20 protein-coding genes, 5 tRNA genes and 1 other RNA gene are annotated in these 22,646 nt (G+C 43.1%); 15 read left to right on the top strand and 11 right to left on the bottom strand.

All coding sequences use genetic code 11. From position 1 onward, the window contains the following. The first annotated feature begins 75 nt into the window (after window positions 1-75). The 6 genes from A587_RS0103545 to A587_RS0103520 all read left to right on the top strand — a co-directional run bounded on the left by A587_RS0103545 (window position 76) and on the right by A587_RS0103520 (window position 2,187). A complete protein-coding gene (locus A587_RS0103545; RefSeq protein ID WP_017216446.1) occupies window positions 76-1,284 on the top strand; it encodes a serine hydrolase domain-containing protein in 1,209 nt (402 codons plus the stop codon). Window positions 1,285-1,590: 306 nt separating this feature from the next. Next, a tRNA-Phe gene (locus tag A587_RS0103540) sits at window positions 1,591-1,666 on the top strand. Window positions 1,667-1,729: 63 nt separating this feature from the next. Next, window positions 1,730-1,805: transfer RNA gene (locus tag A587_RS0103535), tRNA-Thr, on the top strand. Window positions 1,806-1,876: 71 nt separating this feature from the next. Then, window positions 1,877-1,952, top strand: a tRNA-Phe gene (locus A587_RS0103530). Window positions 1,953-1,964: 12 nt separating this feature from the next. Further along, window positions 1,965-2,040 (top strand) — tRNA-Thr (locus A587_RS0103525). A 71-nt stretch (window positions 2,041-2,111) separates the two neighbouring features. Continuing rightward, window positions 2,112-2,187 (top strand) — tRNA-Phe (locus A587_RS0103520). 106 nt (window positions 2,188-2,293) lie between these two features. Here the strand turns inward: A587_RS0103520 and A587_RS0103515 are convergent. Then, a complete protein-coding gene (locus A587_RS0103515) occupies window positions 2,294-3,511 on the bottom strand; it encodes a glycerophosphodiester phosphodiesterase family protein (RefSeq protein ID WP_017216445.1) in 1,218 nt (405 codons plus the stop codon). A 78-nt stretch (window positions 3,512-3,589) separates the two neighbouring features. After that, a complete protein-coding gene (gene cysZ, locus A587_RS0103510) occupies window positions 3,590-4,315 on the bottom strand; it encodes a sulfate transporter CysZ (RefSeq protein WP_010372387.1) in 726 nt (241 codons plus the stop codon). Window positions 4,316-4,732: 417 nt separating this feature from the next. Between cysZ and A587_RS0103505 the strand changes: the two genes are divergently transcribed. Together A587_RS0103505 and A587_RS0103500 are read left to right on the top strand one after the other, a co-directional pair. Further along, window positions 4,733-5,008 (top strand): hypothetical protein, encoded by a 276-nt coding sequence (locus tag A587_RS0103505; protein ID WP_017216444.1) that lies wholly within the window; start codon window positions 4,733-4,735, stop codon window positions 5,006-5,008. Between the two features lie 47 nt (window positions 5,009-5,055). Then, window positions 5,056-5,649, top strand: coding sequence for a CBS domain-containing protein (locus tag A587_RS0103500; protein WP_010606047.1), 594 nt, complete (start codon window positions 5,056-5,058; stop codon window positions 5,647-5,649). Between the two features lie 103 nt (window positions 5,650-5,752). Here the strand turns inward: A587_RS0103500 and trmL are convergent, their stop codons facing one another. Further along, a complete protein-coding gene (trmL, locus tag A587_RS0103495) occupies window positions 5,753-6,217 on the bottom strand; it encodes a tRNA (uridine(34)/cytosine(34)/5-carboxymethylaminomethyluridine(34)-2'-O)-methyltransferase TrmL (RefSeq protein WP_017216443.1) in 465 nt (154 codons plus the stop codon). A gap of 326 nt (window positions 6,218-6,543) precedes the next feature. Here trmL and A587_RS0103490 point away from each other — a divergent pair, with 326 nt between their 5' ends. Then, window positions 6,544-7,389 carry a cation diffusion facilitator family transporter gene (locus tag A587_RS0103490; RefSeq protein WP_082086207.1) on the top strand — a complete coding sequence of 282 codons (846 nt, stop codon included), beginning with the start codon at window positions 6,544-6,546 and terminating at the stop codon, window positions 7,387-7,389. Here the strand turns inward: A587_RS0103490 and A587_RS0103485 are convergent. From A587_RS0103485 to A587_RS0103475, 3 genes are read right to left on the bottom strand one after another with little or no spacing between them, the layout of a single operon-like run. Continuing rightward, a complete protein-coding gene (locus A587_RS0103485) occupies window positions 7,341-8,303 on the bottom strand; it encodes an alpha/beta fold hydrolase (RefSeq protein WP_017216441.1) in 963 nt (320 codons plus the stop codon). The genes A587_RS0103490 and A587_RS0103485 overlap by 49 nt on opposite strands. A 2-nt stretch (window positions 8,304-8,305) precedes the next feature. Then, entirely contained in the window at window positions 8,306-9,667 is a 1,362-nt protein-coding gene (locus A587_RS0103480; RefSeq protein ID WP_017216440.1) for an ATP-binding protein, read from the bottom strand. Between the two features lie 3 nt (window positions 9,668-9,670). After that, window positions 9,671-10,357, bottom strand: a complete 687-nt coding sequence (locus A587_RS0103475; RefSeq protein WP_010372367.1) for a response regulator — start codon at window positions 10,355-10,357, stop codon at window positions 9,671-9,673. Window positions 10,358-10,564: 207 nt separating this feature from the next. Between A587_RS0103475 and A587_RS0103470 the strand changes: the two genes are divergently transcribed. Together A587_RS0103470 and A587_RS0103465 are read left to right on the top strand one after the other, a co-directional pair. After that, entirely contained in the window at window positions 10,565-11,026 is a 462-nt protein-coding gene (locus A587_RS0103470; protein ID WP_017216439.1) for a Spy/CpxP family protein refolding chaperone, read from the top strand. Window positions 11,027-11,397: 371 nt separating this feature from the next. After that, entirely contained in the window at window positions 11,398-11,706 is a 309-nt protein-coding gene (locus tag A587_RS0103465) for a helix-turn-helix domain-containing protein (RefSeq protein ID WP_017216438.1), read from the top strand. An 83-nt stretch (window positions 11,707-11,789) separates the two neighbouring features. On the opposite strand, the gene yacG is transcribed toward A587_RS0103465, so the two are convergent. Further along, window positions 11,790-12,032: a DNA gyrase inhibitor YacG gene (gene yacG, locus A587_RS0103460; protein ID WP_026000869.1), complete on the bottom strand. Its 243-nt coding sequence runs from the start codon at window positions 12,030-12,032 to the stop codon at window positions 11,790-11,792. 156 nt (window positions 12,033-12,188) lie between these two features. Here yacG and A587_RS0103455 point away from each other — a divergent pair, with 156 nt between their 5' ends. Together A587_RS0103455 and A587_RS0103450 are read left to right on the top strand one after the other, a co-directional pair. Beyond that, a complete protein-coding gene (locus A587_RS0103455; protein WP_017216436.1) occupies window positions 12,189-14,519 on the top strand; it encodes an ATP-binding protein in 2,331 nt (776 codons plus the stop codon). Between the two features lie 79 nt (window positions 14,520-14,598). Further along, complete coding sequence (locus tag A587_RS0103450) at window positions 14,599-15,048, top strand: response regulator (RefSeq protein WP_017216435.1); 450 nt, start codon at window positions 14,599-14,601, stop codon at window positions 15,046-15,048. Window positions 15,049-15,091: 43 nt separating this feature from the next. Here the strand turns inward: A587_RS0103450 and A587_RS0103445 are convergent, their stop codons facing one another. The 4 genes from A587_RS0103445 to rapA form a co-directional block, all read right to left on the bottom strand. Further along, window positions 15,092-16,450 (bottom strand): L-cystine transporter, encoded by a 1,359-nt coding sequence (locus A587_RS0103445; RefSeq protein WP_017216434.1) that lies wholly within the window; start codon window positions 16,448-16,450, stop codon window positions 15,092-15,094. A gap of 444 nt (window positions 16,451-16,894) precedes the next feature. Beyond that, window positions 16,895-17,077: non-coding RNA, 6S RNA (gene ssrS / locus A587_RS24620), on the bottom strand. A 196-nt stretch (window positions 17,078-17,273) separates the two neighbouring features. Next, entirely contained in the window at window positions 17,274-17,927 is a 654-nt protein-coding gene (gene rluA / locus A587_RS0103440) for a bifunctional tRNA pseudouridine(32) synthase/23S rRNA pseudouridine(746) synthase RluA (protein ID WP_026000868.1), read from the bottom strand. Window positions 17,928-18,031: 104 nt separating this feature from the next. Further along, the gene (gene rapA, locus A587_RS0103435; protein ID WP_017216432.1) at window positions 18,032-20,929 is read right to left on the bottom strand and encodes an RNA polymerase-associated protein RapA; all 2,898 of its coding nucleotides are present in this window, start codon (window positions 20,927-20,929) and stop codon (window positions 18,032-18,034) included. Here rapA and A587_RS0103430 point away from each other — a divergent pair. Further along, window positions 20,928-21,134, top strand: a complete 207-nt coding sequence (locus A587_RS0103430) for a hypothetical protein (RefSeq protein ID WP_017216431.1) — start codon at window positions 20,928-20,930, stop codon at window positions 21,132-21,134. The two genes, rapA and A587_RS0103430, sit on opposite strands and share 2 nt — an antisense overlap. Before the next feature lie 96 nt (window positions 21,135-21,230). Further along, window positions 21,231-22,631: a PhoH family protein gene (locus A587_RS0103425; RefSeq protein WP_010606061.1), complete on the top strand. Its 1,401-nt coding sequence runs from the start codon at window positions 21,231-21,233 to the stop codon at window positions 22,629-22,631. The last annotated feature ends 15 nt before the right edge of the window (window positions 22,632-22,646 follow it).

Raw genomic sequence — 22,646 nt, 5'->3', positions numbered from 1 at the left:
TTAATAAAAATTAAATTTTACGTAACGTTTTTATAAAGTAGTATTCGTTCAACCTAATACTTATAAGGATATCTCATGTTTCTACGTCAAAATCGGCTGGCGTTTGGTTGGCTTATCACACTGCTGGGCTGCGCCTTACTAACTGGCTGTAATAACAGTGACAATTCTATTGTTATTGAAAAGAGTGCTAACGAAGACATAGCCGTCACTCCGCCGCGCTATGGCAAGGTGGGAGACGGGCTACTCAACGAACAACTGGAAGCAATCCGAGCTGAGTTTGCTATGCCCGCACTTGGCGGATTTATCGTTTATGGGGATGAGTTGATTGAGCTTGATGTAGCTGGTGTGCGAGTGAGCACAGGGCAAGCTCTGGTCACCAAACTTGATAAGTGGTCGATTGGTTCGTTCAGTAAATCCATGACAGCAACCGTAGCTGCTCGCTTGGTTGAGCAGGGGTTAATTCGATTTGACAGTCGGGTGAGTGATGTTTTTCCTGAGTTAATCGGAAAAATTAACCCTGAATTTGAGTCTGTTACATTAACGGCACTGCTTTCGATGACTTCAGGCTTAAAGCGTGATCTTGACTCCATGTATTCTGGTAAGTGGCATTTAGATCAACGTGGCATGGTCGAGCAAAGATATGTCTGGACTCAAGAGGCGTTAACGACGCAACCAGAAGTGACTCAAGGAACCTATCTATATAGCAATGCAGGTTATGTTGTTGCAGGGCATATGTTGGAGCGTGTGACAGGGCAATCATGGGAAGCGTTAGTGAAGCAAGAAGTATTCATTCCTCTTGGAATGGAAAATATTGGATTTGGGCCTGCTAGTTATGGAGATCCAGAAGGACAGCCGAGTGGTCATCAGATGCGAGAAGGGCAATGGCATCCAATAACACCGGCCGATAGGGTCGATCTACCAAACGTTGTTGGACCTGCAGGGTTAGTCAGTACGACCTTGACCGATCTGTCATACTATTTACGTGCTTATCTCGCGGGCGCCAGAGGTGGTGATAATTTGATTGGTGCTAATTCATATACGCGACTGCTCACACCGGTTAGCCCAGAGTATGGCTTAGGCTGGATCCTTACTCCAAACAACAGTAGCTTTCATCACAATGGCTTTACTGGGACCTTCTATCTAGACAACTTAGTGTTGCCAGAAAAGAACATAGCGATATTAGCGGTAACAAACGGCGATACGAGTAATGCAAAGCAAGCGGTAGAAAAAGCGATACTGGTCATGCAACAAAGATTTGAAGCGCAACATAAAGACAATCTCTAAATAGGATTGATAAACCTTGTTGCTGAGCTTCGCTATAGGAATGAGATAGAATATGTATCGCCATTCTATTTTATTCCTTTAAGCACATATTCCTCTTAAGTGACGCCTTTTTCTTTGTTATAGGCCTAGAGCGGTTTGCGTTATTTATAGATATAAGTCGATAAATACAGTAAAACATGGCTAGTCGGGTGTTTTTTCATCGAAAAAGCGGTATTTTAACCGCTTTGTCTGAAAACTGTGCAAACGATAAATGTATTTAAAAAAAGGGTTGACTTAGAACCGCAAAACCCGTTTAATACGCCGCACGCCCAGATAGCTCAGTCGGTAGAGCAGAGGATTGAAAATCCTCGTGTCGGTGGTTCGATTCCGCCTCTGGGCACCAGATTAAAATCATTGCATTAGCAATGTGGTGCATGCAGAAACTGCATGGTACACGAATTAGTGTGCCGACTTAGCTCAGTTGGTAGAGCAACTGACTTGTAATCAGTAGGTCATCCGTTCGACTCGGATAGTCGGCACCATTTAATTTAGGCGAAAGCCTGTGTTTTCTAGGTAGCTTAGTATTAAGTTATTTAGAGAATAAAAAAGATTTGCCCAGATAGCTCAGTCGGTAGAGCAGAGGATTGAAAATCCTCGTGTCGGTGGTTCGATTCCGCCTCTGGGCACCAATAATTTAGTGTGCCGACTTAGCTCAGTTGGTAGAGCAACTGACTTGTAATCAGTAGGTCATCCGTTCGACTCGGATAGTCGGCACCACTTTATTTAGGCGTTAGCCTGTGTTTTCTGGATAGCTTAGTTAGTAAGTTATTTAGATACTAAAAAAATTTGCCCAGATAGCTCAGTCGGTAGAGCAGAGGATTGAAAATCCTCGTGTCGGTGGTTCGATTCCGCCTCTGGGCACCATCCTTTAAAAAGCCTCGCAATCGCGAGGCTTTTTGCTTTCTGGCATTTGTAAATCTTAGCTTCGTGCGGGTTTTACCCACACTAAGCCATAAATCTTATTAGCCTATCATTCAATTCCCATGCAGCTGGCGTAAAAGCTGGTAGTCGCAGGCCAGTCACTAAATACTGCAACTACGCCAACTTGTTTTGCCAATATGTCCAACACCCTAAGTATATCGCCATCATGCTTAACAGCGTTTTTTACAGATTGATAATACCAACCGCCGCCGTTCGCTAAAGGGCCTGAGCGCTCTAAAGACCAAGCAACTATCTTTAATCCTGCACGTTTAGCGGCTAGGGCGTACTGCGATGGAATGATATCGCCATTTTTATCTTCGCTAATTAACATCCAAATTGGTGGGGCGATAATTTTTACCTTATTTTTGACTAAGTCTTCCATTGACGGTTGCCAAGTACTTGGTTTGTTAATATCAAAATGTTCGCCAGCTTCTCTACCATCAAGAAATACGGCATGGTTTGCAAGCTCTGGCGCCTGTTTTATCCAGTACTGAATATCTTGGTAAGAAAAGGATTGTGGAAAAACTTGAGATGGGGGGACATTGTGCTCAGTATATTCGTCCAACATTTTTTGCGCGAGCTGACTTTGGCTTAACCCATTAAAGGGCATTGGCACTTCTGGCGCTTTTAACTCAGGTGTCATATTTACACCAAGTTGCTTAAATAAAGTAATGCTTTCGCTGTGGGTCATTAAGGTTCCAGAACTGGCATAAAGATCTGTACGCCAATTCGGAGTGCCTTTGACAAACTCTGCTACTGTGGTTGCTTGAGTATTCACACCATCCATTTTTCCTTTTAGTTGCTTGAATTCTGCTAAGGTAATGTCTGAGGTGCAGCATTGAGCAGACGCAAGTTTACCGGAGTCAGGATCTGCTGGTGTGAAGGGTTGTCTACACTTGCTAGCAAGCTTAGGCTGTAACAAGATATTGGTTGTTGCATGAAGGTCACATTGTGCATGGCGGCAAACTAAGGTCTTATCTTTCGTAAAAGTAACATCACATTCGAGCGTGCCAGCTCCCATTTTTGCGGCGGCTATATATGATTCTTTGGTATGCTCAGGATAGAAAAGTGGCGCACCGCGATGTCCTATGGAAAAACGTGTGCGCTTGATTGGTTTATCTAAACAGCTTGCAAGCTTTTCTTTAAGCTCACCATCTGGAAGCTGCGAGACTAAAAATTGAGGCCGTGTACCGACATCAAACTGTTTTGTTGCCTGGCACCCCGTTAAAAATACCGTTAACCAGATAAGGCCTAATGTTAGGCGCATAGCGACTCCGCTGAATACTTGCAAAAAAGTAAGTAAAGCATGAGTTTTTGACAGCTAGATGTCAGTCATACGAGCATCTTACCGATATTGCTGACGATAGTTCTCTACCCACAACTTAGTGGCGCCACAAACGGCAACGGGCATCACGATGAGGTTAACAAATGGGATTGAGGTCAGTACAAACACCGCAAAGCCAAAGCCATAAGACAGCCCTTGTTTACTCTTCAAATCGTCTTTCATTTGCTTGAAATGAATTTTATGGTTATCAAACGGATAATCATTGTATTGCACGCTGTACATCCAACACGTAAACATAATCCATAAAATTTGCCCAACGATAGGCAGTATCCAAAGTAAGATGAAAAAGCCAAGTGCACGTGGAAGGTAGTAGCAGAGTTTGGTCCATTCTCTACCCAACATTCGCGGCACATCTTTTATGGTATCAATTAGCTTATCATCATTGATGTGTTGGTTGGTCAGGTAAAGTTCCACTTTTTCGGAGAGTAAACCATTGAAAGGCGCAGCAATAAAGTTGGTTATCACCGTGAAGATCATACTATAACTGAAAAGTATCACTAAGATAGCAATTGGCCACATTAGCCATTCCAGCCAACTGAGCCAATCTGGTAATAATCCGTTGAGATAAGTAAATCCTTGAGTCAGCCAGTCGTAAAGAAAAAAGAGTGATGCACCAAATAGCAGTACATTGATTGTTAAAGGAATAAATACAAAACGTTTTAACCCTTTTTGGGTGATCAAAGAAAAGCCGGCAATAAAGTACTCGATACCGCGTGATAGTTGCACTGTACACCTCGTGTTGTAATACCAATTAGTCTTAATACTTGCTCAATTTGAAGGAGCAAATCTGACGCTAACTGCGTTAAAAATTTCTCATTTAGAACAACTAAATAGCAAAATTTTCACCTGGTTATCGACAAGATTTTCTCGCTTCAAAGTAGATCACCTTAATTAAGCAAATTGGTATGGTTTAATTCTTTTGATTTAAGGCACATATCAAAAATGTTGGCGTTAGTATAACGCTAAACGGCGGGCTACAAATAGGAGATTAGTAACAATTCATCTCAGCTCACACAGTGCCTGAGTGTGTATGAAAATTAACCTTAGTATATTTAGAAGCTTAGTAAATAGATTAGAAATAATACTTGTAAACGCAAGAAACTGCCCATACACTCAAAGTAAGGCAGTAGAAGTGAGAATACTATGCGGTTAGTTCGTTGGATGATTACATTTTGTATGTTGAGTCTGTTGACAGTGTCAACGGCCGATGCTGCTAAATGTGATACCACGCTTTCAATCGCGCCTATCGTTGTCGACCTAGACAATTCTAACTCCAGCCCTGACTTAGATGATTGCATTGTATCAACAACTCATCGTTTCGTGGTTGCTAGTAGCTTTATCATAGCGCAATCACAACCCACCTATTCTTATTCAAACTCAGTATGCGAGTCTATTAGAGCACCACCTGTCGCAAATTAATTTAGTCCTTTTCCGTGCTTAATTAATTTTAAAGATAGAGGTGATCTATGAACACTTACACAGTATTGAAAACTCAACCTGTTGCAAATTATGAACTTGCTGAAAATAACTTCCCAGCTTGTAACACTGACAACCTAGAGCAAGCGCCAGCACATTGCCTAATGCACAATTTACATTTGGCACCAATGCAACATATTGATGAAAACAGTAGCATAGATGAAGCTACGTTAGTACTAGACAAAACACACCGCAGAGCAAGCTTTGTCGTTGATAGCAAAGAAAAGCTTGTTGGTATGATCTCTAATGCAAGAATTGGTAGTCGCTACGTGTTGAGCATTGCAGAAAGACGTGGCTGTACAAGACGTGATTTAAACGTCAATGATGTCATGATCCCACTATCAGATCTTCGTCAAATCACCTTAAAACAAACTAGCCAAACAGTGGTTGGCAATGTGCTAAAAACAATGGAAGAAGGTGGCTTTGAGTTTTTACTTGTTATTGATGAAGTGACTCAGCATCCAGTTGGTTATTTTGACCTAATCGATATGATGAAGGCCTGTGGACGTGCAGTAAATTCAATGAAACCGGCAAATAAATTCAGTGATATTGTTGGTACGATTTTGCACCACGCAGAAATTTAAAAGAATCCCTATAGTTAATGTAAATTAAAGTTAGCAAGGCGTCGTAAGGCGCCTTTTTTGTGTCTCAAATTTGCTCCTATGCAGCAGAGGCTAGGAGCTATTTTTACTTTGCGCCAGCAAATCCAAGTTGTCGCCAAGACTCATAGACAAAAACGGAAACAGCATTAGATAGGTTCATACTGCGGCTATCGGGGCGCATTGGAATACGGACTCGTTGCGGCTCAGGCAATGAAAAAATAATGTCTTCTGGCAAACCACGAGTTTCAGGGCCAAACAGTAAACAGTCACCAGCTTCATAGGCAACTTCATGATGGTACTTGGTACCTTTTGTCGTGCAAGCAAATACTCGCTTTGGGTTTCGTTTTGCTAAGTATGCTTCAAAGTTTGGGTGGCGCTCTACTTCGCTAAATTCATGATAATCAAGGCCGGCACGTCTTACCCGTTTATCATCCCATTCAAATCCTAGCGGCTCTATCAGATGTAATGAATATCCTGTATTGGCACACAAACGAATAATATTGCCTGTATTAGGCGGGATCTCGGGTTGGTATAAAACGATATCTAACATGATAGGCCTCAATTAAATTTTGCCCGGCAGTATAGCTGATACTTGTCGACATTTATATGTGCTGCGCTTGATAGAGTGAAAGGTATTACCCAGTTTTTAAAGTACGACTGTTGTGAAAAACTATACAACCGTAATCTGTTTTTCATTTCAAAGCATTACCCTGTAATATAACAGCATCGCGATGCCGTAGCATTTTGCGAGTGGTTTGACGACTAATTAGAATTTCAGTTATCCAAGCGTCAGATTAAATAACATGAAAAAATGAGGTGCCAGTGGATCGCAGTTATGAGTTTTGGGTTAGGTTTTCAAGTGTCTTTACCATCATAATGGTGGGATTGATGATCGCAGCTAAGTGTTGGGCTTGGCTGTCTTCAGGGAGTGCCGCTATGCTCGGCTCTTTAACTGATTCACTGCTTGATATTAGCGCCTCTTTAATGAATTTCTTTGTACTGAGCTACGCACTGCGTCCTGCGGACGATGATCATCGATTTGGTCATGGAAAGGCTGAAGCATTAGCTGGTCTTGGGCAAGCGGCCTTTATCGCGGGCTCTGCGAGTTTATTGGCTTTTCATGGTGTCGAGCGCATTATCAATCCAACTCACATTCCGCATTCGTTGTTTGGTGTGTGGGTGAGTTTATTTGCGATAGTTTGTACTTTGTTGGTGGTTGCGGTGCAGTATCAAGTCGTTAAACGCACACAGTCCATCGCCATTAAGGCCGACTCGTTACATTATAAGGGCGATATTTTATTAAACCTTGCGGTGCTACTAGCTGTATTGCTTAACTTTTACGGCGTAGGTTATGCCGATCCGATTTTTGGTATTTTGGTGGCGATGTATTTACTTTATAACAGTTGGGATATTGCCAAGGAAAGCGCTGCGCACTTAATGGATAAAGAGCTGCCAGACGAAGAAAAAGCACAGATCATACTTATTGCGTCGAGTCATGAGGACGTTTACGGAGTACATGATTTGCGTACCAGGCAAGGTGGCAAAATCAAATTTATTCAACTGCATCTAGAGCTTGATGACGATATGCCGCTGATGCGAGCGCATCAAGTTGCGGATGAGGTGGTTGCTAGCATTAAAGAAGAGTTTGATTGTGAGATGGACGTACTCATCCATCAAGACCCAGTTTCTTTAGCGCTAAGTAGCTCGGCTGTAAACGCATAAAAATCATCTAACACGGCTTTGCGGGTATTATCTTGCTCGCAAAGTAGTTCATGTTTCCCGATAAACTCTGTAACTGTCACATTATCTCTGTGCGCGGCAAAGTGTACTTGTGCCTGATTATCAACAATGCTGTCTTCACTGGCTGTCGCGATACGGATTGGCAGATCTAGCTTAATATCTTGAAACGAGCGGCATTTATGTAGCGCCGTGTATAACCAAGCAAAGCTGACACCACCGAGTTGTAGCTCGGGAAATTGATCGTACAAACCTCTAAAAAGCGCATATCTAATTGGACAATCAGTAAGGTCATTATCTTGAAAAGGTTTATTGTGGTAGTGCACCTGTCCCAGTGCATAATGCTTACCAAGCCCAAATAAACAAGCTGCGCCTGCCAGTCCCTCGGCAAACCAAGCCGGGTAGGGAGTCGTATTAATCCCAAGCATCGGGGCTGATAAATAGACTCCCTCTATGTTGCGAGGCGAAAATAACGATAAATAGTCGCAGGTAATGGCGCCACCCATTGAATGCGCCAATATAAAAAGTGGCAAGGTATTTTGCTTGGCAACGATTTGATCCATAAAGCAGTGCAGTGTTGCTGCATAATCTTCAAAGCGCCTAACATAGCCGATTTGCTTATCTTTAAGTAATCGCGGCGAGTAGCCTTGTCCTGGATGGTCATAGGTAAATACCGCTATGTTGTTTTGCGCAAACTCCCACAGCAATTCTCTGTATTTATAAGCAGATTCAATACGACCATTAACCAATACCAGGCTGAAGGTTGCCTTTTTTGGAATGTGGTAGGCGTAAAATAGCCTACCATGAGGGGTATCAAAAAAGCCTTTTTGGCAGCCTTGCCAGTGCTTATCAATTTCCGGAAGATGTGATTCAAGTTGCTGACTTTGGCTATAAAACATGGCTACCTATGTAATGGAATTCGAATGCTGACTTGCAAACCAACATTATTACTAAATTCGATATGAGCGTCATGTACTTTTAACGCGTGCTGCGCAATGGCAAGACCCAGCCCAAACCCGCCCATTTGATTTTTGCTTGGCGTACGTGCGCTCGATACTCTGAAAAATGGAATACAAAGCTTGTCGAGCATATCTTCACTTACGCCTTTACCATCATCACTGATAGTGCATAGCAACTGATTACCATCACTCTCAATATCGACATTAATAAGGCTAGTCGCATACTTGATCGCGTTACGAATAATGTTTTCGAATGCGCGGTTAAGTAGCATTGGATCGCCATAAAGTGTTGCCTCGGGTAGTGCTGTGACGATAAGGTTTTTCCCTAATTGTTGTGCTTCAAACAGTGCATCTTCCAATATCGGGTCGAGCAGTTCATTGAGCTTAATTATCTGCATATCGATTGGCACTTGATCCGCTTCGAGCTTAGATAAATGCAAAATATCACTGAGCATATTTTCAACTAACTGAGCTTCACGCTCAATGCGCTCGATATAACTTTGGCTTTGCGCTGTAGCATGACCGGCAGCGAGGCCTGTGGCCATTTGTAAGCGGGTGAGCGGTGAGCGTAGTTCATGGGATATATCAGCAAGCAAGCGCTTTTGATTATTAACTAAAGACTCTAACTTATCTGCCATTAAGTTAAAATCATGACCCAGTTGACCGAGTTCATCTTGGCGCTTGGTATTTATATTGGCTCTGCTCGACAATTCTCCACGAGAAAGTTTTGCAGCAGCTTTTTGTAGCTCTTTAATTGGCGACAATAGATCTCGAGTAAACCAAAAACACAGTAATAAGCTTGCGCCTAGCACGACCGCGATTTTTACCCAAAGCGGTAGAGTTCTTAATTTGATGAGCGCACTTGGGGTATGGTTTTCAAAAATTAAATAAAGACGATAGCTTTCACCTTGAAGTGTAAGCTCTAGGGGGCCAAAAGCCTTGTACTCTGGGGTAAAAATTGCGGCCGGTTTGGCATCTTCGGTAAAACTGAGTAAATCTAAATTCAGCGTTTTTATATTGGGATCGGCGGCAACGCTTTTTTCGGCATCGCGGTGGCTCAAGTAGATATTTCGCGCCTTTCTTTTACGCAGTTTGGCGACCTTACCCAACTCAAAATTAGGACGCTCGCTTGCGCGTATAAGCGCTTGCTCTAATTGTTTTAGATTTTGCAGCATGGGTTTTGAGATACGGTGAGTTTCTACAACATCAGGTTGTAGCATGCTGATCCCAAGCAACAACAAGATAGTGGCAATGATAGTGAGCCAAAACCAGGCAAAAACCTTAACAAGTAAGTACCGCTTCATTCATTATGCCTTTAGAAATATATAGCCAGCGCCGCGGATCGTTTTGATATAAGTGTGCTCACTTAATGCGGCAATTTTCTTGCGAACGTTAGAGACATGCATATCGATAGAGCGATCATAAGGCACAAGTGGCCGGCCTAGTACTTGTCGCGAAATAGTCTGCTTGTCGACCACTTCTCCTGCGGTTCTGACCAGCAAGAGTAACACCTCGTATTCGGTGCCCGTCAGTGACAGCACCTCGCCATTAACAGTAGCACTTCTTGAAGCTACATCTAAACGTAGCTGGTGGATAGTAAAGGTATCATCCGGACTGTGTTGCTTATAATGATCGACGCGACGGGTAATGGCTTTAACTCGCGCGAGTAGCTCGCGGTGGTTAAACGGTTTTGGAATATAATCGTCAGCACCTAGCTCCAAGCCAAAGATGCGGTCAAAGTCATCGCCTTTTGCCGTTAACATAATAACGGGTGTCATCTTCTGGACACGTAACGCTTTTAGTACTTCAAAACCATCCATTTCGGGAAGCATTACGTCTAATAATATCAGGTCGAAATTTTGCTTTAATGCCAGCTGTAGACCTTCAGTTCCTGTGTGGGCCATCGCCACTTCAAAGCCTTCTGCAGTAAAGTATTCTTTTAACAGGCCGCAAAGTTCTTGGTCGTCATCAATAAGTAAAATGGAATGTTTCATTGTCATACTTAGTCCAGCATTGTTGATTGGCGTTGGCCTGAATAGTTCGGCTCTAGCATATTACAACTTACTTCAACGCCTTATGTAAATTGCCTTTGCTTTTTTTTGCAAAGCACTGACAAAACTTTACCTCTGTCTGACGTTCCTTTTCTTTGTGCTTGCTAAATTTGGAAGTGACAAAGCAATGGCGAACAAGGAGCCAATACCATGAAATTACTATCTACTTTAGCATTAGTTACAGCACTTGGCGTATCGACTTTCAGCTTCACTGCAAACGCGGGCCCAATGGGCGGGCAGCTTGAGCACTCAGCAAGGTTGCTACTATCAGATAAAGGTCAGAAGTTATTAGAGTTAACAGAAGCGCAGCAAGGCCAACTAAAGACAATTTACGCAGATTACAAAACTGCAAAAAAAGCGCTAAAAGAAAGCGGGAAAGAAGCACATTCAGCTTATCGTGAGGAAATGAAAGCACTTATGGCAGCGCCAACCTTTGATAAGGTGCAAGCGCAACTTTTACTGGAAAAAGGCCAAGATAAAAAGCAAGCGTGGGCACTACTTTCAATGGAAACTCGCCACAAAGTATTCCATGTATTGAATGAAGAGCAGCGCGATAAGCTCCAAGCACTTAAATCACGTCGTAGTCACAAAAGCCATAAAAAAGCAGATTAAGTCTCGATGTTTCTCTCCAACTTAGCCCTAACCTTTCCGGTAAGGGCTTTATCATTTCTTGCCAATCACTTTTGGATAGTGAGAGCTGGTACTCCAAATTGACCAAGAGTAGTGGCCAATTGGGATTAGTGTACAAAATATTACAACTGTTTGTACTGATTTAAGTTACATGTTGATAACATGTTTTCGTTGTGGTACTTTTCGATTAAGAGTGCATCTTGCGAGTCTGCGGACAACTCTTTGAAATAGTGTTGAATTGAAAAATTCTTAATTTACGCGCACAAACTTTCCAATAACTTTTGTTTTCTTCAGAGTAACTAAGGGTATTCTTTGTTGTTGGCTGTTTGTTACTAGGTATCACTGAGGGAGACATGCAGACACCTGAAGAATACGAGGTGACACTTAGGATCCGAGAACTGCTAAAAGAACTCAAAAAGCGTAAAGGCTATACTAAAAAAACCATTAGCCAGAAGCTCGGAATAGGTCTCACCACACTGGACGATTACCTGAACGGAACAAGCTCATTTCGCTTAGGTACCTTAATTAAATTGTCGGAAATTTGCCGGATCCAATTAAGTGATATTTTGGAAGGGGCGGGGCATATAGCTAAAACTTATCAAAATGAGGTGAGAAACACAGAGCAAAAGACGGAACAAGATCAAACGGAAATAGAGCGCTAGTACAAGCTGCTGAGTTTGAATTGTTTGTCTTGCCAAACAAGTTGCTAATGAGAGGAAAAGGCCGAGGAAATCGGCCCACAGGTTTATTCTTTAAAAAAGCTGTCGTCGTTTTTTGCCAGCATCGCTTCTATATCTTCAATCAAACTTTCAGCATCTTGAGGTGTGAGCTCACCGCTTTTCATCGGTGTTGAAATCGTATTTGATTCGTCAGACCAATCACCTAAATCAATTAATTGACAGCGTTTTGAGCAAAACGGGCGAAATGGGCTTTTATCAGACCATTCAACAGCCTGTTGGCAGGTTGGACACTTTACTGTGGTTGTCATCATACACTTACTTTTTTACTTCCTAATTGCTTAAGTCTAATCGCATTTAATTGCTTTGTGAACCGAGTGCTTACTTACTCTGTTGCTTGCATACTAGGTAGGGATCCATGATAGGATGAGACTGCGAGGTAAACTAAGGAAAAAGGTGTACAAAAGGTGGAGAAGTTCGAAGCAACATTAGACAACTGTCATAAAGAGCCAATTCATATTCCAGGTTCAATTCAGCCGCATGGCTATTTATTGCTATTCGATATCAACACATTAACACTACGCTATTTTAGCGAAAACTTTGCCGCACTTGTAGGACTTGAGCCTAGTGCTTTGGTCAATACTCATGCTGAGACGATTTTTGCGTCTCCATTTTCTGAGTTGCTTGCCAGCAACTGTAACTCCTCTGATATCCATCGTTTGAATCCGATGACAGCCAGCATAAAAACCAAGGACTCAACATGCGTTGAATTCTCCGTAGTCGCTAGTCAAAACGAAGCAGGGCTTATTTTAGAACTTGAGCAAAACACGGCGTATGGCGTTGAAATCAATCATTCAATGCAGCACCTTATGAAACATTCGTTGTCTAGTATGGTGGATTCTCAATCGTTACAGGCTTCGTACGAGATGGCTGTCGAAGAAATTAGAGAATTAACGCGGTTTGACAGGGTGATGCTGTATAAATTTGACCATGAATATAATGGTGAAGTAGTTGCAGAGGCTAAGCGCAGTGGACTTAACTCCTTTTTACATCAGCATTTTCCCGAGTCTGATATTCCAAAACAAGCAAGAGCGCTGTATTTAAGGAATCCGATCCGCTTGCTTGCTGATGTTGATGGCGAAAATTCACCACTTTATCCGCAAGACCGGGCGATCGATTTAAGCGCCTGTATTTTACGTAGTGTTTCACCTATTCATTGCCAGTATTTACGCAATATGGGCGTTCAGGCAACCATGTCTATCAGTATTATCGTTGCTGGTAAATTATGGGGACTGATAGCCTGTCACCACTACGAAAAACACATAGTCCCATTTAACACTCGTGAAGTCGCCCAGTATATGGGGTTGATGTTGTCTTATCTGATCTCTCTCAAGACCTCATCCTTAGAAGCTATGGCAGAAGCCAATGCACTGACATTGAGCTCTTCCGTCACAGAGCGCATGGCAAAAGAAATCTTTTTTGTTGATGGGCTACGCTACGAGTCCGCTGCATTACAAGAGATGATGAAAGCTACGGGTGTCGCGTGGCGCGTTGAGAATGATTTGGAGTGCTACGGGCAAACTCCCGCAAAAGCGGATATTGAGAGTATTTACCGTTGGCTTGCAGAGCATCAACTTGGCGATGACTCCATTTTTTATTGCCATAATTTAGGTGAGCTTAACGAAACATTTAAAGCCTTTGCGAAAACTGCGAGTGGGGTGCTATTGATGCCACTTTCAGCGGATGCTAATCATTTCATCATGTGGTTTAGAAAGGAAGTTATTCAAACCAAAAATTGGGGAGGGAAGCCTGAAAAATCCATTGAGTTTTTGGATGATGGTAGCCACCGTTTAATGCCGCGTAGTTCGTTTAAGTTGTGGGTCGAGAATGTGAAGTGCAAATCTCACCCTTGGACGGAAGCTGAAGTAAGTTGTGCATTGAAGTTTCGTAATACCTTGGTTAATTATGTGCTGGCTAAATCTGAGCGATATAAAAAGCTTAATGCAATTCTAGAGCAAAAAGTTACCAAGCGTACCGAAGCGTTGGAAAATGAGATCACTTCGCGTCGCACTGCTGAGCAATTACTGACGATAGCACTTGAGAAAGCACATGAGTCGAATCAAGAGCTGGAGCGTTTTGCCTTTTTAGCGTCCCATGATCTACAAGAGCCGCTTAGAAAAATCCAAATGTTCGGCGATCGGATCCAGTGTTCAGCTGAGGGACTAAATGATAGACATGCCTCTTATCTTAAGCGCATGATGGATTCTGCTGAGCGAATGCAAAAGTTGATCAAAGGATTACTAAGCTTTTCACGGATTGATCGTAAAGGCGAGTCATTTAAATCATTTGATGGCGATAATGCGTTAGCTGAAACCTTACTGGATCTTGAGTTAGTTATTAAAGAATCAAACGCACAAGTGGATACCACGGGGCTTGGCGACGTATTTGGAGATCGCAGGCAGTTGCAGCGTGTGCTGCTAAACTTAATTAATAATGGGATTAAGTTTAGTGCGCCAGAAAGAGCGCCGAGGGTCTTGATTAGCAGCGAACGTAAAGCAAATGAACTGATTGTTGCCGTTAAGGATAACGGGATTGGTTTTGATCCCGAATTTAGTGAGCAGATCTTCAATCTTTTTGAAAGATTACATGGTCGTAGCGCATATGCCGGTACTGGGCTTGGGCTTGCTATTTGTAAAAAAATCGTCGAAAGACATCATGGTCGCATATGGGTCGAAACGGAAGTGGGGCAAGGTTCTACTTTCTATTTTAGCTTGCCGATTTCAGCGCAAGCGATTTAACTTAGCTGTAGAGCCATTGATGCGGTTCTGATATCAGCATACAAACTCGAGGTTTAATGCGAGTTTAAGGAGAGTGTGTATGGGTCATCATCATGAATTAATTAAACAGCTTCACTCTGTAAACTATATCTTGGTTGCAGATGATGATTTCGACGACCAAGAATTAATCCGTGATGCATTTGAAGACAACGGTGTGATGGAGGCTAAGTTACAATTTGTAAGTGATGGCGTCGAGTTGATTGAAAAACTCAATAGCACCGAACTATTGCCTAGCCTTATTATTCTTGATTTAAATATGCCACGAAAAAGCGGTAAAGATGTATTGGCTGAGATGCGAGGGGCTGCAAACCTTAAGCATATTCCGGTTATTATGTTCAGTACATCGGACTCAGAGATAGATATAAAACAGTGTTACTTGCTTGGGGCAAATTCTTATATGACCAAACCATCCCAATATCATGAGCTGGTGGATTCAATGAAGTCCTTGCTGTCTTTTTGGCTTGGCACTGCAAAGCTCGTGATTGATTAAAAGTGAAGGGCCAGAACTTACTGGCCCTTAAGCTGTCGTCGCACTAAATTGTTTCGTTAGTATGCTTTTGCTTTAACAAGCGACTTGTCACTGTACCTGCGGTCATTGAGCCTGATACATTGAGTGCCGTTCTTGCCATATCAATTAATGGCTCAATAGAAATAAGCAGCGCTGCAATCGTCACTGGTAGTCCCATCGCAGGCAGTACCACTAGCGCCGCGAAAGTGGCACCACCTCCAACACCCGCAATACCAAACGAGCTAATTGCAACCATAGCGACTAAAGAGACAATAAAATCGAGTGCGAACGGGTCAATTCCTACCGTTGGCGCAACCATTACAGCAAGCATTGCAGGATAAATGCCTGCGCAGCCATTTTGTCCGATCGTCGCACCAAACGATGCGGAAAGGTTTGCAATCGCAGGGGGAACATTAAGCTTGTGGATCTGCGCTTCAACGTTCAGTGGAATGGTTGCCGCAGAGCTTCGTGAGGTGAAAGCAAAAGTTAAAACTGGCCAAATTTTTTGGAAGAAATGCTTTGGGTTTTCACCAACCAAAGTAACGAGCAAACCATGCACCAAAAACATCAGTAAAATGGCAACGTAAGAGGCAATAATAAAACCGAGTAAGCTAATAATGTCAGCCATGCTTGATGTGGCGATCACTTTGGCCATCAAGCCAGCTACACCGTAAGGTGTGAGGGCGATGATCATACGTACTAATCGCAGTACAACGGCCTGTGCGCCTTCAACTGCATTTTTTATTGGGCTACTTAAATCTGACTCTTCCATGATGGCTCTACGAGCAGCAATACCAGTTAACACACCAAAAATCACTACGGCGATAATCGAGGTCGAGCGCTCGCCAGTTAAGTCAGCAAACGGATTGGTTGGTACAAAGCTAAGCAGCATTTGTGGAATGGTTAAATCGGCAACGGTTGTTGCACGCTCTTCAAGTATCGCTATTCTGGCAGTTTCGCGTGCACCTTCAACTAAGCCTTGAGCGCTTAACCCAAATGCTTGAGTGATAAAAATACCAATAAGCGCCGCAATGGCCGTGGTAAAAACTAAAATTGCGATGGTGATAAATGAGATCTTTCCAAGTGAGCCTTGATTATCTAATTTTACGACCGCGGCAATCATAGAAACTAAGACCAATGGCATAATGACCATTTTTAGAAGGTTGACATAGCCGCTACCAACAATCGCAACCCAATCTAGTACAGTCTGTTTAGTGGTTAAGTCACTGGAGAAAACAAATTGTAGGGCGAGTCCAAATAGGCTACCCGCAACTAAGCCTAATAATACTGTTCGAGACAGGGTTTCGGAGCGCTGTTGAAAGCGGTAAAGACCGAAAAGTATGGCAATAAAAACCACCAACGCGGCGATAACAGCAAAAGACATCAAAATACCTTTCGAAATATATGAAAATAACGCGCTACTATAGAGGTTTTGTTGATTGGGCTAAAATATTCTTTGACTATGGAATAGAACAAAAGGTTATCAATAAAAATGAAAGTTTTTGATGGTTTTTCCTTTCATATAAAGATGTCTTGTAGTGAGTTGGTACTAACTCATAGTAATTTAAAACACTGAGATATGAGCATAGCTTACAATAATCTTTCGTAGCAGCGAGTTTATCTCGCGACTCTTTTCTAGAGTTTATCTCGCGACTCTTTTCTAGAGTTTATCTCGCGACTCTTTTCGAGCGTCTATTTCGCGATTTCTTTTGCTTTGCGACGTTAACCGTGTAGCCGAATTTATAGTATCGAGTTGGAGGTGTGGTTTATTGAGTATGTGTAAAAGCGAGTTAATTCTACGGCAATGACATGCGTAGAGTGGGAAAGGTTGTTCCCCGGCTTCGCGGATGCCGATGTCAGCCCTTGAACCCTGAGGTTCAAGGCGGAGAGCAACAGCCTACCGTAGGCTTCTCGGTACATGCCGAGCATGCTCAATAGTAAACAAACTGCTATCCTAAACGAAATTTATCGGCTCAGGGACTTAATCAGCTGTCCTACGAGCTAGGGAACAATTACAGTATATAAAACATCTGCCGATCACGAAACCATAGTAATGCAATTTATGTGTTAACCGCGTGCTTTTTACTCGCTTTGTTTAGTGACTAATCAAACGTTAATCTGAGCGTTAGCTGGCAACGCTAAATTTGCTTAATTTTCGAAGGCCACAGTGTCTAAACCGTTTCTAACTAACAGAGTAAACAGGTTACTTAGAAAGGAACCGGTGCGGTAAAGGTCATCATCTCAGTGGTTGTTGGATGTGAAATTTGCAGCATCTCTGCATGCAACTGTAGACGTGAAGCCGCTGCTAACGCCTCTCCCGTAGCGTATAGTCTATCACCTAGGATAACGTGTCCAAGCGAAAGCATATGTACTCTGAGTTGATGAGAACGTCCTGTAATGGGGGTTAGCTTAACGCGTGTTGCCTGCGATTCATACTCCATGACTTCAAAATGCGTTAATGAAGGTTTTCCGGTCTCATGACAAACCATTTGCTTTGGGCGATTAGGCCAATCACACACTAGTGGTAAATCAACAGAACCCGTTTGCAGCTGTAGTTTGCCATGAACACGGGCGATATAGTGTTTGTGGGTTAACCGGTCTTGAAATTGAATACTTAGATGGCGATGCGCTGCTTTATTCATCGCAAGGCACAGCACGCCGGATGTTGCCATATCGAGGCGATGCACAATTCTTGCCGTAGGGTAGACAAAATTCACTCTTGCGATAGCGCTGTCCCAATGCTTTGGATCTTTACCAGGTACGGTGAGTAATCCGCTTGGCTTGTTGAGCACCAACATATCTTCATCTTGGTACAAAACATCAAGATAGGGAGAAAGGGGGGGCGCGTAATTTAGTAACACCAGCTGCCTCAGCATGAACAAGAACGAAGCCGCGTATTATATATGAGTTGCTAAGTGAGCGGTAGCAAGAAAGAGAGCTGAGGCTCTCTTTCGGTGTGCGAGGTTTACTGGTTGGCAACCACAATTAAACGAATCGCATCCAGCTTAAGCTGCGCTTTTTCAATGTGTGTGCTCAGCTCAGCCCTTTGCTTATCAAATACTTGAACTTCTTCGTCACGGATGTTCGGATTGATAGCTTTAAGTGCTTGCAAACGACCTTGCTCATCACCTAATTGCTTTAGCATTTTATCCATAGCATTGGCTTGAATGCTTTCAAGTTGAGCCTGTGCAATATCGCCAGCTTGAGTAATAAGCGGGTGAATAGCACTTTGCAGGGCATTAACCAGCTTACTGCCTGTTTGTCTGCCAACGGCAGAAAGCTGTTGATTGAATGCGTCAAACGCAACGTTTTGGGCTAAGTCATTGCCACCTTTATCCATTAGGACGCGAATTGGTGTAGGCGGTAAAAAGCGGCCCACTTGAAGAGACTTAGGCGCAGAAGCTTCTGCAACGAAGATCATTTCAACGAAGAAAGTACCGACAGGTAACTTGTTGTTTTTAAGCAGTGCCACTGATGCACAACCAAAGTCATCGTTACAGATCATATCCATTACGCCGCTGACCATTGGGTGATCCCAGCTGATGAAATGCGCGTCTTCTTGTGACAGTGAGGTGTTACGGTCAAAAGTCACTGTGATGCCATCGTCTTTCAAACAAGGGAAAGAAGGATTTAGCATGTGCTCGGTAGGTTTGAGAATAATCGTATTCTCGCCTTTGTCTTCTTGGTTAACACCAAAAGTATCAAACACATTAATCATAAACGCAGGTAAAATTACGTCGTTATCAAGTGCTTCAAGTTCAGCAACGATATTATCTGTTTTACCTTGGCCACTTGAGTGAAGCTCAAGTAGACGGTCTCGACCTTGCTCCATCTTTGTGCGCAGCTGAGCATTTTCTTTTGCGGCTTGCTCCAATAGAGGATCTAATTCGTCTTCGTCACAGTTGTGTTCAGCGATTAGCGCTAACAAATCATCAGAAAAAGACTTATACAGCATTTGCCCTGTGGTGCTAGTGGTTTCGAATGCATCTAAGCCCTCGTGATACCAACGTAGTAATACTTCTTGTGCGGTACTTTCAAAGTAAGGCACGTGGATATTGATGTCGTGCTTTTGACCAATGCGGTCAAGACGACCAATACGTTGCTCAAGTAAGTCAGGGTTAAGCGGTAAGTCAAATAGCACCAAGTGATGTGAGAACTGGAAGTTACGACCTTCAGAGCCAATTTCAGAGCAGAGTAATACTTGCGCGCTATCATATTCATCAGCAAAAAACGCTGCCGCGCGGTCGCGCTCAATGATCGACATGCCTTCGTGGAACACCGCCGCTTTAATCGCTTCGCGCTCACGTAACACTTGTTCAAGGCTAATTGCGGTTTCCGCTTTGGCACAAATAAGCAGTACTTTTTCGTGTTTCAGCTCTTTTAATTTAGCAATCAACCACTCAACGCGCGGGTCAAACTGCGCCCAGCTGCTTCCTTCACCTTCGAACTCTTGGAAGATTTTTTCTGGGAACAAAGCACGCATCGCGTTAAATTCAGGACTTTGAATACCACCAATGTTACCCATTACCGACATTGCTGTTTTGTATTGCTTCGGTAAAGGTACTGGGTATTGATGTAATAAACGACTTGGGTAGCCATCAATGCCACTGCGGCTATTTCTAAATAGAATACGGCCAGTACCATGACGGTCTAGTAACATAGACAAGATTTCAGCTTTGGCGTTGCTATCGCCACTTTGTGCCTTTGCAAGTAGCTCTGAAATATCGGTTTCTTTTAGCAGTGTACAAAGTGTTTGTTCTTCTTTTGCATCTAACTTTTTGTCTTGCAGTAGGTTGTTCGCGGCTTCTGCGACTTCTTTATAATGACTTTCTTCTTCAACGAACACGTCGTAGTCGTAGAAGCGGTCTGGATCGAGTAGCTGTAAACGCGCAAAGTGACTGCGGTGACCAAGTTGGTCAGGTGTTGCAGTCAACAAGATAAGTCCAGGAATATCCTGAGAAAGCTCAGCAATACGTTGATATTCGGTGCTTGGCTTTTCCTTTGTGACCGTCAGGTGGTGTGCTTCATCAACAATCAGTAGATCCCAATCAGCGAGTGTGGCTTGTTCAAACCAGCGGCGCTTTTTGGTAATAAACTCTAGGCTAACCAGTACCAGTTGCTCTGTTTCGAATACATTCGGTGCATCTGCATACGCTTCGCTACAACGCTCTTCGTCAAAAATCGAAAAGTGCAGGTTAAAGCGGCGTAGCATCTCTACCAGCCATTGGTGTTGTAAGTTCTCTGGAACCACGATCAACACACGGTTGGCACGACCAGAGAGAATTTGCTGGTGTAAAATCATGCCCGCTTCAATGGTTTTACCTAGGCCTACTTCATCAGACAGAAGTACGCGAGGTGCAAAGCGCTTACCGACCTCATCGGCAATATAAAGCTGGTGCGGAATAAGGCTAGCACGCTGACCTATCAACCCTTTAAGGTGAGATTGTTCTTTATCAAACTGGTGTTGCCAAGTTTGATAGCGCAGTGTGTAGCGATCAAAACGGTCGATTTGGCCTGCAAATAGACGATCTTGAGGTTTATTGAACTTGAGGAAGTGATCAAGAAAGGTCTCTTTGAATGAAGTCTCTTCTTCATTATCAACTCGAGTACCATGATAGCAAAATAGTCCATTTTGCTCTTCCACGCTGTCAACACGTAGTTCCCACTCTTCAACATGGCGGATCACATCGCCTGGGTTGAATACAACTCGAGTTACAGGTGCTTCCTGTACTGAGTAAACACGGTTTTCTCCGCTAGCGGGAAATAAAATAGTCACTTGACGCCCCTCAAGTGCCACTATTGTACCCAATCCCAAATCTGATTCCGTATCACTGATCCAGCGCTGACCTAAGGAAAAATTCATGGTTATCTCGTCTATGCAGAAAAAAGGCGGCTATGTTACCTATTCATGTCGGTTTGTTCAATACACAACAGTGACTCAGGCCTTTATTTATCAAGTGCTGGCGCTTTTTCTATCTAGTTGGCATGGCCATCGCCAACTAGTTGTTTTTTATCAATATGCAAGTTGGATTTTCTACTGTCATAAAAGCGACTTTTGTGACAAATAGACTAAACTTGAACTATACCCAAAACATAATCGGTCACTACGTTGTGTATTGTGTATTGGGTATAGCATAATAATCTGTAAACAACAGGAATGCGCTATGGTAAAACAAGACAAAGACCATAAAGTGTACGTGCTCGACACCAACGTACTTCTCCATGAACCACTCGCTTATCTTTCCTTCCAAGAACACGATGTTGTTATTCCTATGACTGTCCTTGAAGAACTCGATCACATTAAAGATCGAAAGAGTGACGTGAGCCGAGACGCAAGAGTTGCCATTCGTGGGTTAGATGATGTGCTTCGCGATGCAACACCAGAGCAAATGCTAGAGGGGGTAGCGCTACCAACATTGAGGATTGAAAGTCACCGGACGCCCTGTTCAGGTAAATTGATTATTGTAAACGATCACCTGTTTCCTGATTCCATCTCCGGGTTACCCGGCAACGAAAATGACCACCGCATTATTAATTGTGCGGTACATTTGCAAACTCAGTACAGCGACAAAAAAGTGGTGCTGGTTACCAAAGACATCAACATGCGACTAAAAGCGAAAGGCGCTGGACTCAAGTATGTTGAAGATTATCGTACCGATCAGCTAATTGACGACATTGCACTGTTAACCAGTGGCTTTAAAAAGGTTGAAGGCGATTTTTGGCAGAATGTTGGTGAGTGTCAAACGCAGCAGGAAGGACGATACACGGTTCATGATGTGCCAAAATCACTCGTACCTGATGTGTTCTGTAATGAGTATCTGATAGACGATACTAATCACTTCGCAGCTCGGGTTGTGGGTTATGACTCTGAGCACATTCGATTAAAAGACTTAGGCGTTGAACGTTTGATGCACCGTCAAGCATGGGGAGTGAAACCGAAAAATATCAACCAAGGTATGGCGCTGGATGCATTACTTGATACTGACATTGAACTGGTGATACTAACCGGGCCTGCAGGGTGCGGAAAAACCTTATTGGCGCTTGCCAGTGCGCTTGAAATGATCATCGAAAAAGGAATTTACGATAAGGTAATTGTGACGCGAAATACGCCTGAAATTGCAGAGAGCATCGGCTTTTTACCGGGTACCGAAGAAGAGAAAATGGCCCCTTGGCTTGCGGCAATCACAGATACCTTAGAAGTGCTCCACAAACACGATGAAAGCCCCGTGACTAGCCGTAACTACATTATGGAAAAGGCGAACATTCAGTTCAAATCGGTGAATTTTATGCGTGGCCGAAGTATTCAAAATGCGGTCGTTATTTTAGATGAGAGCCAAAACTTAACGGCATCACAGTTAAAAACTATCATCACTCGCTGCGGTGAGGGAACCAAATTGATCTGTACGGGAAACCTCGCCCAGATTGATAGTAATTACCTCACCCCGGTGACATCAGGGTTAACTTATATTGTTGAGCGCTTTAAAGACTTTGAAGGTAGCGCTACCATTAACTTAAACGGTGTAGTACGAAGCCGCTTGGCAAGTTTTGCTGAAGAAAATTTATAACTTGCCTTGAGCCGA

The sequence above is a fragment of the Pseudoalteromonas sp. NJ631 genome (assembly GCF_000276645.1).
Classification (GTDB): domain Bacteria; phylum Pseudomonadota; class Gammaproteobacteria; order Enterobacterales; family Alteromonadaceae; genus Pseudoalteromonas; species Pseudoalteromonas piscicida.
This window is presented reverse-complemented; position numbering and strand designations above follow the sequence as displayed.

Coding starts and splice junctions, on each gene's coding strand:
- A587_RS0103515 (WP_017216445.1), bottom strand. CDS start 3,511: ATGCGCCTAACATTAGGCCTTATCTGGTTAACGGTATTTTTAACGGGG.
- A587_RS0103490 (WP_082086207.1), top strand. CDS start 6,544: ATGGTGGGATTGATGATCGCAGCTAAGTGTTGGGCTTGGCTGTCTTCA.
- A587_RS0103505 (WP_017216444.1), top strand. CDS start 4,733: ATGCGGTTAGTTCGTTGGATGATTACATTTTGTATGTTGAGTCTGTTG.
- A587_RS0103430 (WP_017216431.1), top strand. CDS start 20,928: ATGGTTATCTCGTCTATGCAGAAAAAAGGCGGCTATGTTACCTATTCA.
- trmL (WP_017216443.1), bottom strand. CDS start 6,217: ATGTTAGATATCGTTTTATACCAACCCGAGATCCCGCCTAATACAGGC.
- A587_RS0103450 (WP_017216435.1), top strand. CDS start 14,599: ATGGGTCATCATCATGAATTAATTAAACAGCTTCACTCTGTAAACTAT.
- A587_RS0103445 (WP_017216434.1), bottom strand. CDS start 16,450: ATGTCTTTTGCTGTTATCGCCGCGTTGGTGGTTTTTATTGCCATACTT.
- A587_RS0103475 (WP_010372367.1), bottom strand. CDS start 10,357: ATGAAACATTCCATTTTACTTATTGATGACGACCAAGAACTTTGCGGC.
- A587_RS0103545 (WP_017216446.1), top strand. CDS start 76: ATGTTTCTACGTCAAAATCGGCTGGCGTTTGGTTGGCTTATCACACTG.
- A587_RS0103485 (WP_017216441.1), bottom strand. CDS start 8,303: ATGTTTTATAGCCAAAGTCAGCAACTTGAATCACATCTTCCGGAAATT.
- A587_RS0103500 (WP_010606047.1), top strand. CDS start 5,056: ATGAACACTTACACAGTATTGAAAACTCAACCTGTTGCAAATTATGAA.
- A587_RS0103470 (WP_017216439.1), top strand. CDS start 10,565: ATGAAATTACTATCTACTTTAGCATTAGTTACAGCACTTGGCGTATCG.
- rapA (WP_017216432.1), bottom strand. CDS start 20,929: ATGAATTTTTCCTTAGGTCAGCGCTGGATCAGTGATACGGAATCAGAT.
- A587_RS0103425 (WP_010606061.1), top strand. CDS start 21,231: ATGGTAAAACAAGACAAAGACCATAAAGTGTACGTGCTCGACACCAAC.
- A587_RS0103480 (WP_017216440.1), bottom strand. CDS start 9,667: ATGAAGCGGTACTTACTTGTTAAGGTTTTTGCCTGGTTTTGGCTCACT.
- A587_RS0103465 (WP_017216438.1), top strand. CDS start 11,398: ATGCAGACACCTGAAGAATACGAGGTGACACTTAGGATCCGAGAACTG.
- yacG (WP_026000869.1), bottom strand. CDS start 12,032: ATGACAACCACAGTAAAGTGTCCAACCTGCCAACAGGCTGTTGAATGG.